General features: G+C 56.3%; 12 protein-coding genes. 9 read left to right on the top strand and 3 right to left on the bottom strand.

The genetic code is table 11. The features are described 5' to 3' along the window. Nucleotides 1-33: 33 nt before the first annotated feature. Nucleotides 34-2433, top strand: a complete 2400-nt coding sequence (locus tag IEY39_RS30125; RefSeq protein ID WP_188927393.1) for an ABC transporter permease — start codon at nucleotides 34-36, stop codon at nucleotides 2431-2433. Here the strand turns inward: IEY39_RS30125 and IEY39_RS00245 are convergent. After that, on the bottom strand, nucleotides 2372-3763 hold the full coding sequence (locus tag IEY39_RS00245) for an O-antigen ligase family protein (protein ID WP_188927392.1): 1392 nt from the start codon (nucleotides 3761-3763) through the stop codon (nucleotides 2372-2374). The genes IEY39_RS30125 and IEY39_RS00245 overlap by 62 nt on opposite strands. Nucleotides 3764-4034: 271 nt before the next feature. On the opposite strand from IEY39_RS00245, the gene IEY39_RS00240 reads away from it, so the two are divergent. Next, nucleotides 4035-4886, top strand: a complete 852-nt coding sequence (locus tag IEY39_RS00240; RefSeq protein ID WP_229688701.1) for a glycosyl hydrolase — start codon at nucleotides 4035-4037, stop codon at nucleotides 4884-4886. Nucleotides 4887-4892: 6 nt separating this feature from the next. On the opposite strand, the gene IEY39_RS00235 is transcribed toward IEY39_RS00240, so the two are convergent. Then, complete coding sequence (locus IEY39_RS00235) at nucleotides 4893-6407, bottom strand: glycosyltransferase family protein (protein WP_188927390.1); 1515 nt, start codon at nucleotides 6405-6407, stop codon at nucleotides 4893-4895. A 77-nt stretch (nucleotides 6408-6484) separates the two neighbouring features. Between IEY39_RS00235 and IEY39_RS00230 the strand changes: the two genes are divergently transcribed. Further along, nucleotides 6485-9130, top strand: coding sequence for a glycoside hydrolase family 2 protein (locus IEY39_RS00230; RefSeq protein ID WP_188927389.1), 2646 nt, complete (start codon nucleotides 6485-6487; stop codon nucleotides 9128-9130). On the opposite strand, the gene IEY39_RS00225 is transcribed toward IEY39_RS00230, so the two are convergent. Continuing rightward, complete coding sequence (locus IEY39_RS00225) at nucleotides 9115-9969, bottom strand: helix-turn-helix domain-containing protein (RefSeq protein ID WP_188927388.1); 855 nt, start codon at nucleotides 9967-9969, stop codon at nucleotides 9115-9117. The two genes, IEY39_RS00230 and IEY39_RS00225, sit on opposite strands and share 16 nt — an antisense overlap. 116 nt (nucleotides 9970-10085) lie before the next feature. On the opposite strand from IEY39_RS00225, the gene IEY39_RS00220 reads away from it, so the two are divergent. The 6 genes from IEY39_RS00220 to IEY39_RS00195 all read left to right on the top strand — a co-directional run bounded on the left by IEY39_RS00220 (nucleotide 10086) and on the right by IEY39_RS00195 (nucleotide 17592). Then, nucleotides 10086-11042, top strand: coding sequence for a phytanoyl-CoA dioxygenase family protein (locus IEY39_RS00220; protein WP_188927387.1), 957 nt, complete (start codon nucleotides 10086-10088; stop codon nucleotides 11040-11042). Nucleotides 11043-11096: 54 nt separating this feature from the next. Beyond that, nucleotides 11097-11981, top strand: coding sequence for a hypothetical protein (locus tag IEY39_RS00215; RefSeq protein ID WP_188927386.1), 885 nt, complete (start codon nucleotides 11097-11099; stop codon nucleotides 11979-11981). Nucleotides 11982-12028: 47 nt separating this feature from the next. Further along, nucleotides 12029-12523, top strand: coding sequence for a DinB family protein (locus IEY39_RS00210; protein ID WP_188927385.1), 495 nt, complete (start codon nucleotides 12029-12031; stop codon nucleotides 12521-12523). A 103-nt stretch (nucleotides 12524-12626) separates the two neighbouring features. Next, entirely contained in the window at nucleotides 12627-13436 is an 810-nt protein-coding gene (locus IEY39_RS00205; RefSeq protein ID WP_188927384.1) for an SDR family oxidoreductase, read from the top strand. A 5-nt stretch (nucleotides 13437-13441) separates the two neighbouring features. Further along, the gene (locus IEY39_RS00200; protein WP_188927383.1) at nucleotides 13442-14263 is read left to right on the top strand and encodes an SAM hydrolase/SAM-dependent halogenase family protein; all 822 of its coding nucleotides are present in this window, start codon (nucleotides 13442-13444) and stop codon (nucleotides 14261-14263) included. 98 nt (nucleotides 14264-14361) lie between these two features. Then, nucleotides 14362-17592 (top strand): glycosyltransferase family 117 protein, encoded by a 3231-nt coding sequence (locus tag IEY39_RS00195; RefSeq protein WP_188927382.1) that lies wholly within the window; start codon nucleotides 14362-14364, stop codon nucleotides 17590-17592. The last annotated feature ends 5 nt before the right edge of the window (nucleotides 17593-17597 follow it).

The raw sequence follows: 17597 nt of genomic DNA, 5'->3' as shown, positions 1-17597 counted from the left end.
GCCTTGATACCCCCTGGGTACAAACACTGGCCTATGTTCCGCAGCTTTCTAAAATACACCGTCCGCCAGCTTATCCGCCAAAAAGGGTTCACCGCTATCAATATCCTCGGACTCACCGTTGGCCTCGCATCCTGCATCCTCATCGGCCTCTTCATCACCGACGAACTCAGCTACGACACCTTCCATACCCGGGCCGCCCGCATCGTCCGTGTCACCATGGACTATGGGTCCTCAGGCCACACATCGGCAGCGGCCGTCACCGGGACAAAGGTTGGCCCCCAACTAAAACGCACCTTCCCCGATATCCGGGAATACGTGCGCACCGTCGGGTTTACCCGCACAGTAAGCTATGGAGACAAACACATAAAGGAAAACGAATTTCTATACGCCGACAGCTCCTTCTTATCCGTTTTCACCTTCCCCCTGCTGATGGGTGATCCGCATGCGCTGAGTTATCCGCATACACTGATGATCACCGAAAGCGCCGCATTGAAATATTTCGGCACCGCCGGCGCCATAGGAAAAGTCCTGCGGCTGGACTATACCACTGACTATACCGTTGCCGGCGTCCTCAAGGACCCTCCCGGCAACTCCCAGATCCAATTCGATTTCGTCGCGCCCTTCACCGACTTACCGGCCGCGGCAAGGGAGGATTGGTTCTCCGCTAACTATTACACCTACCTGCTGCTCAACAACCAAAAAAGCGAGGCCGGCCTCGAACAGCAGATCAACACTTATATGCGGACCCCGGCCGTAAGGGCAGAAGCGGAGTTGAAAGGCAACGACTATCTCTACTATCATCTCGAACCGCTCACCCGCGTCCACCTGTATTCCAGCCTGGAAGGACTCGAACCCAACGGCAGCATCACCAGCATCTATATCTTACTCGCCATCGGCGTCCTCATCCTCGTCATCGCCTGTTTCAACTATACCAACCTCACCATCGCCCAGTCGGCCAACCGCACCGGCGAGATCGGCATCCGCAAGGTCCTGGGCGCCGCCCGGGGACAACTGTTCACCCAGTTCGCCGGCGAATCCCTCCTGCTGACACTGGTGGCGCTGGTCCTTGCGATCGTCCTCAGTCTCCAGTTGCTGCCGTTGTTCAACCAGCTCACCGGCAAACACCTGCAATCGAACGATATCCTGCAGGCCCGTCCCCTGCTCAGCATCCTGGGCGCAGCCCTGGTCATCGGCTTCCTCGCCGGCGCCTATCCCGCCATCCTGCTGTCGGGTACCCGGCTGATCACCATACTTCGTTCAGGCTTCCGCCTCGCCGGCGGCAACACCACGCTCCGCCAAACCCTCATCGTCGCTCAATTCGTCATCTCCCTCTTCCTCATCATCAGCACCGTGGTCATCCTGCAACAGATGCACTATATCCGTAATAAAGACCTGGGCTACGATCGGGACCATGTTCTCGTCATTCCCATCAACTACCACGATCTGTCCCAATACAATGCGTTAAAAACGAGCATGGCTGCCCTGCCCGGCGTCCGGCAGATAACGGGCTCCAGCAGCGTCCCCACCTCCGTAGGCTGGATGGATATGCTCTCCGCCGATGACGGCAACGGCCCCCTGCGGTTTCCCGTCAATTGCATCCCCTCCGACCTGGGCTTTGTAAAGACCATGAACATGCAGCTGCTCGCCGGCGCCGATCTGACGCCATCCGACCTGCCCGCCAACAGGCCCCTCGATGCACAAAACCAGCAAACCCTCTCCTTCATCATCAATGAGACCACCGCAAAAAAGATCGGCTGGACACCCGGCCAGGCCATCGGCAAAACGATCGTTCGCTATGGCCAATCCGGGGTGGTAAGGGGCGTGGTCAAAGACTTCCATTTCGCCTCCATGCATCAGCCCATCGGTCCATTGCTCATCTATGCCGACACCACCCAACTCCAATGCTTCCTGCTGCGCATCGGCGGCGGTCAATTGCCTGCCCTCATCGACGCCCTGCAAACCACCTGGAAAAGATATATCCCCGTCCGCCCCTTGGAATACCATTTCCTGGACGAGGACTTTAATAAGCTATATATCACCGAACAGCGCACCGCCACCATCTTCACCCTCTTCGCCTCCCTGGCTATCGTGCTCGCCTGCCTGGGTCTCTTCGGCCTCGCCGCCATCAGCACCGTACAACGTACAAAGGAGATCGGCATCCGCAAGGTACTGGGCGCCTCGCTGCTCAACATCTGTCTGCTCATCGGTAACTCATTCCTACGAATGGTCTTCCTCGCTATCCTCATCGCCAGTCCACTCGCCTGGATCGCCGCCCGCAAATGGCTGGAAGGCTTTGCCTATCGCATCCCCGTCCACGCATGGATATTCCCCATGGCGGGCGTCGGAGTGGTGCTGCTGGCCTTCCTCACCGTCAGCTTCCATGCGCTTCGCGCCGCCGCCATGAACCCCGCAAGGAGCCTGAAGACCGAGTGAGCCGCCGCGCTACCATCAGCGGAAAAAAGCAAAATGCAAACAGCGTATGCTGCATCTCCAGCGTCGACTCCGTCATGGCAAGCAACACCATCGATAACAACACAAACCACGCTTCCATCGTCCCCGTCCTCCGGGTCAGCTCCACGAGCATCCCCAGCGCCGCAAGAAAAACACAGAGGCCCAGGATCCCGCTCCGCACCAGTATCTCTATGAATTGGTTATGAAAATTATAGCCGAGCGAAACAAAAGGCATATTGGCGGCTCGATATTTCTCGTCAAGCAGACGCTGGCTGTCCCCGGCGCTGACCCCGATGAGCCAGGCATGTTGCTCATCAAGTATCTCATCGGCAAATCGCCACATCAGCAGTCGCAGCTGCACGCCACTGAAAACGGCATCGGACGAAAAATGGATGCTGCCGCCATATTGCCAGTCATTCCTGAACATATCCTGGTAACGCTCTTCCACCGGGTTTCGCGTGAGGGCCAGCACCCCCGTCACCAGCACCACCAGCACCGTCAGCCCCAATATGGCCCAGGCTGTCAGCCGCACCCGCGCCCGCATCCCAAGGTTAAAAAGGAAGATAATGACCAACATCACCAGCAACAGCTTCGAAGCAAGCAGGATCATCAGCCCGCTGAAAAAAACGATCAGCCCTGCGCGAAGGCGAGCCGTCCTGGCCTGCCTCTTCTCTCTTCTTCCACCGCCGCCCCCTGCCCGCACCCGCCGCGTCCTTCCATCATCCACCCCAGCCCCTCCTTTCGCACTTCCACCCATCGGGGCCGCCGCCGGACTCAGCAGCAACAACAACGCGATCACTACATACTCGGAGAAAAACACGGCATTCACCCCGATTACTTCCGTCAGCGGGTGATAAAAAAAGACATCCGTATTCCCCGTCTGCCCATACCGGTAACCCGCCACCGCCAGGCAGAACAGCCCCGTCCCCGCCAGTAACAGGCAATACCCCCACAAAAATTGCCGGTACCCCTTCCTGTCAGTAAACGCTCCCGAACAGAAAAGAAAAGGTATGGCCACTAACGTGGCCTTGCTCTCCACATGCTTGTACGCCGTATAAAGATCATGGGTATACAACAGCCCCATCGCTTCGATGAGGAAGATGGCGAGATAAGCCAGGAAATATTTATTGGTAAAAGCCATCCGCACCCGGTGAAGCGGCCTGCGCCCATCCACCAAACGGCAGACGATCAGCAGCATGATCAGCAAGCTGTTGAGATTGAACCACGAGAATAAGGTGGTACCGATCACCGCCAGCACCAAAAAAAGGTAGACCTTATTCCGCAAAAAGGGCGTATCCCTGTTTTCGATCATATATAACCGTTTATATCCATACTTACCCACTCTCCAATGATATACGCACCCCCAAACGCCGCCAGTTGCCTCCCGTGCCCGACCACCTCCCTCCCTCTCTCTTCCCTCGTCGCGGCCTTCCTCACCCTCAAAGAGCTCAATATTAAGGGTTTATATTTAGCCTTGCATCGGTGGCACCAATCTTGTATATTTAAGGTAATAACTATCCGTATCAATCTGTAAATCAAAATCCCAACCGCTTAAAATGATCCGTCTGCACCTTTTATGCATTATGGTTTTCACACTTGTGTTGGGTAGTTGTAAAAAAAATTCCTCATCATCCAACTCCGGCAACGGCGATTCTACTAAAACGGCAACCAACAGCAAGAAAGGAGCCGATTTCAACGTCGGCACCCTCTATGGTTCATACGAAGGTAATGTCGTTAACCTGAAAGCCTTTTGGTATTACACGTGGGGAACCCTCGTGCCCGTGCCTACCCCCCAAAATTGTGACTTTGTTTCCATGTTCTGGGGGCAGGGTAATATGACGGCTTCCAATATCGCCGCCGTTCAGCAGGCAAAAGCACAGGGACAGGTGAAATATATCCTGGGTTTCAATGAACCCGATCGCCCCGATCAATCCAATATGACCGTTTCGCAGGCCCTGGCGTACTGGCCCCAGTTGGAAAGCATCGGCCTCCCCCTTGGCAGCCCCGCCACCTCCTGGCCTACCAACCAATGGTTCAGTGATTTTATGGACTCTGTCAGTGCGGAGAAGCTGCGCGTAGACTTCATCTGCGTCCACATGTATGTGGGCACCGACGACAACAGCTTTGTCCAGACCCTCCAAACGGTCTATAACAAATATCATCTCCCCATCTGGATCACGGAATTTGCCACCGCGGACTGGAAAGCCTCGACGCCGGCCGCCAATCAATATACCCCCGCCGATGCCCTCGGTTTTATGCAACGCCTGCTGCCCAAACTCGACTCCCTGTCCTATGTCCAGCGCTACTCCTGGTTCTCCGGCGACCCCGGCAGCGCCGCCCTCTGGCCCTCGGCCCTTATCAACACCAACGGTCAGCTCACCACCCTCGGCGCCTGGTACGCAAACTATCAGCCCAACGGCGCCATCAAACCCTGACCACCCTCACCGCCTCCTGTACAACACCCAGATATCATTTATCGTATTCACTCCCCGCGCATCGAGAAATTCATTGATCCCCCACAACAACCGCGAAGAATACAACACCGGTTCATACCCAAGACTATCCAGCATCCGCCGCTGGTCCTTCACCTGGTCGAACGTCGCCGTTATATACTCCGCCTGCGGCGAGATCAGCCGCACCGAATCGTTCGACGCCAACGTCCGGAAATGCAGATTCGGCGCCCCTCGCTGATAAAATAGAAACGGCAGATGGTGCTCGGTCTCAAACGGCGTCCGCCTAAGGGAATAGATCGTCACCGGCTTTTCTGAAAAATGCCCCCGCAGCCGCGATGTAAAATAAAGCGCCTGCGAATAGGGTGTAAAGAGCAGCACGCCCAGCAAGAACAGGTTTAGCGCGATGCTGAACACTGTCACCCCGTTGAACAACCGCCGCATCCCCTTCCGCTGCCGGTACCACCAGTCGATCAGTCCGGGTAGTCCCCAGCCAACCACCACCGGTAGTACATTGAAAACGGGGAAGAGGAATCGCTCTTCTTTATGCGCGACAAGACAATGTCCCAGGATAAAAAGTACCACCGCCAGCGAAAACGGCTGCCGAAGCTGCTTCATCAGCGCCGCCTTGAACCCCGACCACAACAGCACAAGACTCAACAGCGGCGCCACCACCACTGCCGCCAAAACCCCGACATATACCAGAAAAGAGGCCGTCCCCATCGCCGCCGCCTTGCCTTCGATTATATTCTCTTTATAGTAATTGTATGGCGTAAATACTAATTGATGATAAAAAGCGGCGTCGAGCGCGGTATTCAACCCCACTCCCGCGACAAATCCTACCGCCAGCGGCACGATCAGCCGCCGCTCAGCCGGCACAAGCAGCATCCAGACAAAAACACCCACCATCGCAAACGCCGTCTGAAACCGCGCATAAAAAGCAAAGCTGAAAACAAACCCCGTCACCAACGCGACCCACCATCCCCTGCTGTCCCGCCGGTCGGTAACGGCATACCAGAACAAGGCCCCGAAGAACAAAAAGGAAGAAAGCATCTCGCTGCTGAAAAGCGTCCGCGTATAGGCCATTATCCACGAGAAGTTCAAGATCAGCAGCACATAGAACAAAACGCGCCGGTCGTGCCGGAAATAATACAGACAGATGCCATTGAAGAGCACAAAAAGCGCCAGCCCGAAGATCAACCGCAACAAGGTCAGCTGCAGGTACGGATCATGGATACCCACCGCCGTACACAGGCAATAATACCCCGAGAACAGGTATACCTGCATCGTCGGCCGAAGATGCGCCGCAAATTCCCATACCCGCCCCGCCGCCGATGGCTGGTGCAGCTGATAGGTCGAAAATTCAATGATCTGGAAATACTGATCGGGATGATAGATGCCCACCGCTGTCAGGCAAACGATCACCTGTACAAGAAGCGAGGCCAGCAACAAGAGCCTCAACCGGCGATCATCCCGGATGATAGCTTTCAACGTAGAAAAATGCATGGGCCGAAAATAAGCCGCTTTATTTTATTTCCGTTGTTATCTTTTGTGCTAAACAATTCAACCCCTAGCTTTACGCCATGACAAACCATCGCTCACTGGTCCTCTTCCTGCTGGCCCTCCCCTCCCTCCTGTTCGCCCAATCCGACTATGAATTGAACACCGGCTGGAAATGCCAGGCCATCGGCAAGGTCCACGCCACCGGCGAGCGATTGTCCCAAGCAGGCTACTCCACCCGCGACTGGCTCGACGCCACAGTCCCCGGCACCGTCATGACAACGCTCATCAACAACCACCTCGAGCCCGATCCCTTCTACGGACTCAACAACGATAAAACACCCGACATCTACACCACCGGCCGCGATCATTATACATACTGGTTCATAAAAAACTTCAAAGAAACGTCGGGCGGCCAGACCTGGCTCGATCTTCGTGGGGTCAACTACGGCTGTGATATCTGGCTCAACGGCCACAAGCTGAACGAGCAGACCCACTATGGGATGTATCTCAGACAATCCTACAATATCACAAAATATCTGGCCCCTAAAAGCGGCGACAACCGTCTCGCCATCCTTGTCTACCCCCCCGACCCTGTCGGCAATCCCAATGGCGGCCAGGGCGGCGATGGCGAAATAGCCCGTAACGTCACCCATCAATACGTGGCCGGCTGGGACTGGATCCAGCCTATCCGCGACCGTAACACCGGCATCTGGGATAAGGTCACCATCCATCACACCGGCGTTGTCCGCATCCGCAATCCCCACATCGTCACCGAAGTCTCCGGCGCCCGCTTGCCCGATGTCCTCGCCAAGGACCAGGCCCCCGCCGTCCTCCGCGTCTCCGCCGAACTGGAGAACACCAGCACCGACACCGTCACCGGCACCCTCCAATATATGGTCGACGGCGAACCCACTTTCGCCCTCGTCAAATTGGCTCCCGGCGCAACCAAAGAGATCCGGTTGCCTTACCACATCATCATGCATCCCCGTCTCTGGTGGCCCAACGGCTATGGCACTCCCGAGCTCTATCACACCACGCTTTCCTTCGCTGATTCCGACACCATCCCCCTCGACTTCGGCGTCCGCGAGCTCACTACCACCTGGAACCCGACCACCCATAGCCGCGAGCTGCAAATCAACGGTCAAAAGATCTTCATAAAAGGCGGCAACTACATCGTCTCCGACGAACTGCTCCGCCTCAGCCCCGAACGCTATGACGCCGAGATCCGCTTCCACCGCGACATGAACCTCAACCTCATCCGCGTCTGGGGCGGCGCCCTCACCGAACGGCCTGAATTCTACGCGGCCTGCGACCGCTATGGCCTTCTCGTCTTCCAGGACTTCTGGAACTCCGGCGACTGCAACGGCCGCTGGGAAGACCCGATGAAAAAGGAAGACCAGTGGACAAGAAAAAGGTATCCCGACGATCACAACTTGTTCATCGCGTCTGCTGCCGATCAGGTAAAGCTATTACGCAATCATCCCTCCCTCGCCTTCTGGTGCGGCGGTAACGAGATCACGCCGCCTGAAGATATCTTCCACGCCTTAAAGGATTCCATCATCCCCACCCTCGACGACACCCGCACCTTCTTCGACTATTCCAACTCGGACAGCATGTCGTTTAATAATCTCGGCGGCAACGGCGACGGCCCCTATGGCGTCCAGGACATAAAGACCTTCTGGGCAAAACGCACCTTCCCCTTCAACTCCGAAGTGGGCTCCGTCGGCATGGGCGACTACGAATCGCTGCAACGCTTCATCCCCAAAGAACATCTCGTCGCCCCAGTCTACCATCAAAAAGAGGACGAGGTTTTCAACTATCATAAATACATCGGCTACGACTCGTCAGTATACGCTTACGGTCCCATCAAAGACCTTCGCGACTTCGCCGAAAAGGCGCAACTTGTCAACTACGACCAGTATCGCGCCCTCATGGAAGGATTCAGTTCGCATATGTGGGACTGGTACACCGGTGTCATAATCTGGAAAACGCAAAATCCCTGGACCGCCCTCCGCGGACAGATGTATGATTACTATCTGGACCCCAACGCCTGCCTCTACGGCCTCCACAGCGGCAGCGAACCCCTGCATATCATGTACGACCCCGTCGCGGGCATGACCATGATCGTCAACAACACCTTCCGCACCCACCGTGACATTATGATGCAGGTGCAGGTCCTCGACATGTCGGGGAAAAGCCTGATGCATTCCCAGCAATTCTTCGAGGTAGGCCCCACTGTGGCTAAAAATTATCTTCCCATAGGTCACCTGCTCGACCAGCTGCGCAGTACCGAAGGCGTCTTCCTCTCCCTCCGCCTGCTCGACATCCACCAGCAGATCGTCAGCGACAACTTCTACTGGCTGCCCGACTCCACCGGCAACTATAGCGGCCTCCGGCACATGCCGCCATCGGCCCTCACCATCGAAGCAAGTCGCGCACCGCAACAACCCGCCGCCCAAAACACCCCCGGCGCAGCCGCCACCCGCATCACCGTCACCCTAAAGAACCCCGCAGGCGGCCCCGTCGCCTTCTTCAACCGGGTATCATTGATCGACCCCGGCACCAAACAACGCCTCCTCCCGGTCTTCTACAGCGACAACTATGTCTCTGTCCTGCCCGGTGAGAGCAAGACCATCACGCTCGACTACACGCCAAAACCCGGGGTCACCCCGCAGGTATCGGTCCGCGGCTGGAACCTCGCAGAGAAGACCTACCCGATAAAATGATCGCGGTATCGTTTCTTAAACTCCGACGGATTCTCCCCCGCATGCCGCCGGAATAATTTATTGAAGTACGAAATACTCTCCAACCCCACATCGTACGCCACCTCGGAGACGCCCCTGCCCTGCAGCAGCAGCGTCTTCGCCTGCCCCACCCGGTACTGGTTCACAAAATCGGTAAAGGTCATCCGCGTCTGCCGCTTGAAATACCGGCAAAAGGCCGCCGTGCTCAAATGCACCTGCGCCGCAATCTCATTCACATCCGGCGCCTTATCATAACGCCGGTGGATATACTCATACACCGATGACATGCGGATCTTATCGTTCAACATGCTCTTCACCCCTGTATGCTCCTCGTTCAGCTGCACCACATCCTTCTCCTCTGCCAACGCATAGAATATCCGCAACAATGCCACCAGCTGCTCGAAATGGCCCATCGAGAACATCGCTTTCAGCTCTGCGCCAATCCGCTGCTTCACGGCGTCGCCAAAAGATAGCCCATACGCCGCCCGCGCAAACAACCGCTCCACCCCCGCCAATTCCGGCGTATGCACCAACGCATTTCCCAAAAAATCGGCCGCCAGCTGTACCACTACCTGGTGGTACTCCGTCTTCAACCCATAATCGAAATTAAGATGTGGAATATTCGGCCCTATCAATACAAGATCACTCTCCACATAGCTCGACACATGCAGTCCAACATGCCGGATACCGGCCGTCGCCTCCACATACACTAATTCATATTCGGGGTGATAATGCCAGTAAAAATGGTCCCGCAGACTTGGCGAAAAAAGCCGGAAGCTCTGGCCCTCCCCCGGCGTCACTATTTCCCGCTGTATCTTCATATACTGAAATTACCGAAAAAACACTCAAAATCGGTCAATACAGAGCAAAAACTGGTCAACCGGGCTGTTGCCGCCCCCAGCCCGATCCCTCAACTTTGCCTCATAAAATTTGTCATATGGCCCCCTCTACGATTCCCGATAACGCCCACAAAGACATCCCCGGCAACCCCTCCACCGCGACCAGCAGCAGCATCAACCTCCGCCGAACCCTCGACGGCCCCCCGTTAAGAGTCCTCACCGCCGCCGACTGGGAATTCTGGCTGCACAACGGCTACGTCATCGTCAAAAACGCCGTCCCCCGGGAGCAGGTAGCCGAAACCGCCTGCTTCCTCTGGGAATTCGAAGAAAAAGACCCGGCCAACCCCGAATCCTGGTACACCCCACCCCGCGCCGAGATGCAGATGAAAGAGCTCACCAACACCGGGATGGTCGAAGTATATAACCATCAACAACTCTGGAACAACCGCCAGATGCCCCGCGTCCATGCCGCATTCACCGACATCTGGGGCACCGAAAAACTCTGGGTCACCATCGACCGCGCCAACCTCAACTTCCCCCTCCGCCCAGGCTTCGAATACAAAGGCTTTATCCACTGGGACTACGATCCCGAAACAAAACCGCAGAATGTACAGGGTGTCCTTGCCCTCGCCGACCAAACCGACGAAAATATGGGCGGATTCCAATGCATCCCCGACCTCTTCCGCACCTATGACTCCTGGAAGCTTACACAGCCGGAAGACCGCGATCACTTCAAACCGGACACCACGGGCTTCGATCTCGTCAAAGTAAAGCTCGAGGCCGGCGATCTGCTCATCTTCAACAGCTCCCAGCCACATGGTATTCGTCCCAATCGCAGCAAAGACAAGGTCCGCATCGCCCAGTACATCTCCATGATGCCCGCCGAAGAAGACAACGAACCCCTTCGCCAATGGCGCATCCGGAGTTGGCGCGACCGCATTGCCCCCGAAAGCTACGCTTTCCCCGGCGACCCGCGCTACTGGGAGCAGACCCGCTACACCACCGCCGAACTCTCCCCCCTGGGCCGCAAACTCCTGGGCCTCGATCGCTGGTAAGTAACGGTTCCTTAACAAATGCGAGGGTATCTTTGTAATTATTCAAACACAAGCATGAAGCTACCCTCGCTCATATCCATTGCAGCCGTCACCCTGCTGGCATCCTGCAGCTCCTCGCACAAGGCCGAAACATCCGACCCCGGCCCCACCACCTGGCAAACCCAACCCCTCACCATCGACGGCCGCGACAACGACTGGAAAAGACCACTCCCCTATACCATCTCCTCGGAAAAGATCAGCTACTCCGTCACCAACGACGCGGACAACCTCTATATCCTGCTCTCGACAAGGAATCCACAGACCCAGCAAAAGATCATCCAGGGCGGCATGACCGTCTGGGTCAACACAAAAGGCGATAAGAGCGAATCCGAGGCCGTCGGCATCGGCTACCCCCTCGACACCCGCAACGATCGCGACAGAAGGATCATGGAAGAGGCCCAGCCCGATCGCAATAAGAACAACAAACCCGTCACCCTCGAAGACAAAAAAGTCTACGCCCTGTACGGCTTCAGCAGGGACAGCATCCCCAACTACACCTACGGCGACGACAACCCGCAGGGTATCAACATGCGCCTCGACTACAACAACCAGGGCGAACTTATCTATGAGGCCTCGCTTCCTCTCACTATCCTCTTCCCCAATCATAACCCATCCTCGTCCTACGCCGCCAACAGCGTAGCCGTCGGCATCTTCATCGAAGGGTTGCCCCCGGATGCCCGCGTCCCAAGAGGTAACGGCGGCGGACCCGACATCGGCGTCGGCGGTGGCGTAGGCTTCGGCTCCTTTGGCAGCGGCGGCGGCCTCGGCATCTCCATAGGCACCGGCTCCCTCATCGGCGGTGGCGGCGGCAGAAAACAACTCTTCAGACAAACCCAAACCTGGCAGGTCGTCCAGCTCGCCCGCGGCCAGGCATCCACCCCGGCACTAAAGGCATTCTAAACAATTCCGCCACCCCCTTGTTATGGCTACCATTACAATACCATAACATGACAACCACCACCACCCAACAGGATCTCTTTGTCTCCACCGGCCTCCACACCTGGAATCAGGCGATAACAAGGGCCACCGCCTTTTTCGACGCCTGTACGGATGAAGAGCTCGAAAAAACTATTTCTCCCGGCAAGAACCGGGTCGTCTATCTGCTCGGCCACCTCACCGCCGTACACGACCGTATGTTGCCCCTGCTGGGCCTCGGCGACCGGCTCTACCCACACCTGGACGCCCTGTTCGTCACCACCCCGGACAACCCCGCAGCGACGCTTCCGTCTTACCGCGACCTGCGCAATAGTTGGATGACCATCAACCAGCATTTGACCGACGCCCTCAAGAGCTGGACACCGGAAGAATGGCTGCAAAAACACACCGCCGTTTCAGACGAAGACTACGCAAAAGAACCCCACCGCAACCGGTTCTCCGTCGTCATCAACCGGGCAGGACACGTCCAGTACCATCTTGGACAGCTGGTCTTGTTCAAAAAATAATTCCCTTCTTTGCCCCGTCGCTGCCGTTCTTCTTACGACGACATGGTTTTTAGGTTTTTGTAGCTTACTTTTGCCACAATAACCATCAACCATTCAACCATTCATGTCTTTCTTCCAGGATAAAGTAGTCGTGATCACAGGAGGCAGCGACGGCATTGGCAAAGCGCTGATAGAATCCCTTATCCCCCTCGGGGCAAAAGTCGCCACCTGCGGCCGCAGCCATGACAAGATCTATACCCTGCAGATGGAATACTCCCGGGTCGGCCTCCACGCCGTAGCCTGTGACGTCAGCGACGAAGAAGAATGCCGCCGCTTCATCGAATCCACCGTCGACACCTTTGGCGGCATCGACATTCTTATCAATAATGCCGGCATCTCCATGCGCGCCCTGTTTACGGATTGCGATACAAAAGTCACCCGGAAGGTGATGGAGATCAATTTCCTCGGCGCCGTATACTGTACGAAATACGCCCTGCCTTCCATCCTGCAGAACAAGGGAGTCATCGTCGGCGTCTCATCCACCGCGGGTTATCGCGGCCTGCCGGGCAGGAGCGCCTATTCGGCCTCGAAATTCGCCCTCCAGGGCTGGCTGGAATCCCTCCGAACCGAAATGCTACACAGCGGCGTCCACGTCATGTGGGTCTGCCCGGGTTTCACAGCCTCCAATATACGCTTCGCCGCCCTCGACTCACACGGCGACGCCCGTGGCGAAACCGTCCTCAACGAAAGCAGCCTGATGAGCGCCGAAGACTGCGCCCGCCACATCCTGCGCGCCATCCAACGCCGCAAACGCACCCTGGTGCTCACCTTTCTCGGGAAGGTCACCGTGCTCATCAACAAAATGGCTCCCTCCCTCGCCGACAGGCTCACCTATAAACATTATTATAACAAGAAAGGGGAGTTTGTTAAATAACCGGCATGGCCTTAATCACCCTGACATCAGATATCGGTCATAAAGACTATCTCATTGGGGCTATAAAAGGCCAACTCCTGCAACTGGACCCCGCCTTCCAAATGATGGACATCTCCCACGAGCTGTCCCCCTTCAACTATCCCCAGGCCGCCTATGTCTGCCGCAACGCCATCCGCCACTTCCCGCCCTTCACCTATCATATTATATTGGTCAACCTCTTCGAGAAAAAGCCCGAACAGTTGCTGCTCGCCTTTCATAAAGAACAATACCTGCTCTGCGCCGACAACGGCCTGCTCAATATGATCCTCGAAGGCCGGCCCGAAATGGTCATCGGTCTGCCCCTCGACAAAACAGCCGTCAAGAACACCCTCCACTGCGTCCGCATCATGGGCCAGGCCATCTCGAAACTGGCAAAAGGCGCCGGACTGTTGACCATCGGGACCCCCGACGCCACCTTTACGGAGAAGAACCACCTGCGACCCGTATTCGGCGATAACTGGATAGAAGGACAGATCATCTTCATCGATCACTTCGAAAACGTCATCGTCAACATAACCCGCGAGGAATTCGAACAGCGCCGCAAAGGCCGCAGCTTCCGCATCGTCTTCAAACGCGACGAAACTATCGATAAAATAAGCGAGACCTACGCCGACGTCCAGGAAGGCGAGAAACTGGCGCTCTTCAACTCCGCCGGCTACCTCGAGATCGCCATCCAGAAAGGCAATGCCGCCGGCCTCTTCGGCTTACAGGATTTCACCGAACAATCCCAGAACCAATACCTCCAAAGCCGCCTCTTCTACCAAACCGTCAAAGTCTTCTTCGAATAAGGGTGAATAACAGTATGTTAGCAAAAAATACACCCCCATATTCGGAAAATTCCCCTAATTGGCCTTAATTCGTGGCCAAAAAGTAGAAACAGCCCCCCATGCGCTTCACCAAAGTCAACAACATCGTTGGATGGATAGCAGGCCTCTTCGCAACAACCGTCTTTGTCATGACCATGGAAGCCACCGGCAGCTTCTGGGACTGCGGTGAATTCATCTCCAGCTGCTATAAGCTCGAAATACCCCACCCCCCCGGCGCACCCCTGTTCGCCCTGATGGGCCGCTTCTTCATCATCCTCTTTGGCGATAACCCGCATACTGCCGCCCGTGGCGTCAACTTCATGAGCGCCCTGGCCAGCGGCATGTCCATCCTCTTCCTGTTCTGGACCATCACCCACTTCGCCCGGAAACTCGTGATGAAGGCAACGCCAACCACCGAACCGGACAAACAACAAACCTTTCTCATCATGGCCGCCGGCGTCGTCGGCGCCATCGCCTATACCTTCTGCGACTCCTTCTGGTACAGCGCCGTCGAAGGCGAAGTCTACGCCTCTTCCGCCTTCTTCACCGCCCTCGTCTTCTGGGCCATCCTCAAATGGGAGCAACAGGCGGACAAAGCCGGATCCGACAAATGGATCATCTTCATCTTCTTTATGATGGGGCTTTCCATCGGCGTCCACCTGCTCAACCTGCTGACCATCCCCGCCATCGTGATGGTCTATTATTTCAAACGCTATCGCCCCACCCTCTGGGGCACCCTGCTCGCCTTTGTCATCGGCTGCGCCATCACCGGCATCGTACAGGTGGTCGTCATCCAATACACGATAAAAGGCGCCGGCAACTTCGACATCTTCTTTGTCGATTCCCTCAACCTGCCTTTCTTCTCCGGCTTCGGATTTTATTTCGTCCTGATAGCAGCCCTCCTCACCTGGGGCCTCCTGTTCAAAAGAGAGACCGTCACGATGTTCCGCATCCGCCTCTGGCTGATGCTTTTTATCCTCATCGTCGCCGCCCCCGTCCTCATCAGCGGCGGCGGCAGCATCGTAAGCACTATCTTCAAGCTGGGCATCGGCCTTGGCTGCGCCTGGATAGCCGGCTATTTCATAAAGAAAGACGCCCTCCCTTTCTTCAAACTCGGCCTCTGGTGCTTTTCCTTTATGCTCCTGGGCTATTCCACCTACTTCACCACCATGATCCGCAGCAACGCGGATGTCCCGGTGGACATGTATAACGTGGACAACCCCGTGAGCCTCGTCGGCTACCTCAGCCGCGACCAGTATGGCGACTGGCCCATCCTCTATGGTCCCGATTTCACCGACCAGCCGCCCACCATCGAAGGCCCCAGCTCCTATGCAAAAGGGAAAGACAAATACGAGGTCGCCGGAAAGACCATGATCATGGACTGGGGCAACACCCCTTCGGCTCACCTCTTCCCCCGCATGTGGAGCACCTCTAACGATCGCCATGAGATCGACACCTATCGCGAGTTCTCAGGGATGACCGCCGACGACAACCCCACCATGTGGTTTAATATAAAATACTTCATGAATTACCAGGTGGGCTGGATGTACCTCCGCTATTTTATGTGGAACTTCTCGGGTAAACAAAACGACCTCGAAGGCTTTGGCAACCCCCGCGATGGCAACTGGATCACCGGTATCCCCTTCATCGACAACGCCCGCCTCGGCGACCAGAACAAGCTGCCTGACTCCATCCACACGCTGAACAAGTCCTACAACCGGATGTACATGCTCCCTCTGCTGCTGGGCCTCATCGGACTCGTCTTCCACGCCTGGCGCGCGCGCCCCGACTTCATCATCACCGGGCTGCTCTTCTTCTTCACCGGCTTCGCCATCGTCATCTATCTCAACCAGGCCGGCCTCCAGCCACGCGAACGGGACTATGCCTTCGCCGGCTCCGAATACGCCTTCGCCGTCTGGATCGGTCTCGGTGTCCTCGCCGTCGCCCAATACTTCACCCGCTTCCTCAAAAAGCCCGCCCTCGCCAACTACGCCGCCGCAGGCCTCTGCTTCCTGGCCGTACCGGTGCTGATGGGCAACCAGGAATGGGATGACCACGATCGCAGCAAAAAGACCCTCCCCCGCGATCTGGCAAAAGACTACCTCGAGTCCTGCCCGCCAAACGCCATGCTTTTCTCCTTTGGCGATAACGACACCTACCCCCTCTGGTACGCCCAGGAAGTGGAAGGCATTCGCCCCGACGTCCGCGTTATTGTCAACACCCTGCTCGGGACGGACTGGTATATGAACGAGCTGCGCTATAAGGTCAACCAGAGCGATTCCTTCGACGTCATCTTCACCCCCGAAGAGATCATGGGCGACAAACGCAACGTCACCTACTTCACCGATAAGATCCCGGGATACGACAAAAACAAATACTACGATCTCTACGATGTGCTGAAAAATGTCGTCGGCAGCGACGACCAACGCTATACAACACTCGCCGACAACGGGCAGATGCTCAACCTGTTTCCAACCCATAAGTTCTCTATCCCGGTGGATACCAACGCCGTACGGCAGCTGGGTACCGTACACCCCGGCGACAGCGTCCGGTCGGAATTACAAATCGATATCCCCGCCGACCGCCGCTATCTGTTCAAGAACGACCTGGCCATGCTCGCCGTCATCGCGGGCAGCAAATGGAAACGACCCATCTGCTTCACCTCTCCACAAGACCTGCAAGCGCTCGGCCTCGACAAATATGTCCGGCTTCGCGGCATGACCTACCAGTTGGTGCCGGTAGTAGGCAGCACCGTGGATAACGACGCGGCCTACAAGACGATCATGGAGAAGTTTGCCTATGGCAACGCCGGCACCCCCGGGGTCTACTATGACGAGGAAAACCGCCGCCATCTCAACAGCATAAAGTTCGCCCACGCCCAGGTGGCCATGGGTCTCGCTATGGCAGGTAAAAAGGACTCCGCCCGCAAGATCCTGGACCACTACGACCAGAATGTACTGGAATCGAATATGCCCTACGGGATGACCTCCAACCAGGGCAATCTGCACGATTATTTCTCGTTTGACTTCCTCCAGGCCTGCTATATGTCGGGTGACAGCGCTTTAGCCCGGAAAGTGTCCGCTTCCCTGAAAAAGGACCTTACCCAGCAGATGCGCTATTACAACTCCTTTAGCGAGTCGCTGATGAGCGACGAACAGCTGGCCGTCAGCGCCCAGATGCTCCTGCAGGGTAAAGGTGGCAACCTTTCCGACCTGCAGGCCAAATATTTTGCCAATGACATCCTTTCTACCTATCGTATGCTCATGCAGATCAACGACTGGGAAAAACAAAACACTTATCTTCGCCCCTAAAATTT

Source organism: Puia dinghuensis, from assembly GCF_014642875.1.
Classification (GTDB): Bacteria; Bacteroidota; Bacteroidia; order Chitinophagales; family Chitinophagaceae; genus Puia; species Puia dinghuensis.
Note: the sequence above shows the minus strand (reverse complement) of the source record. Positions and strands in the feature narration are given on the sequence as shown.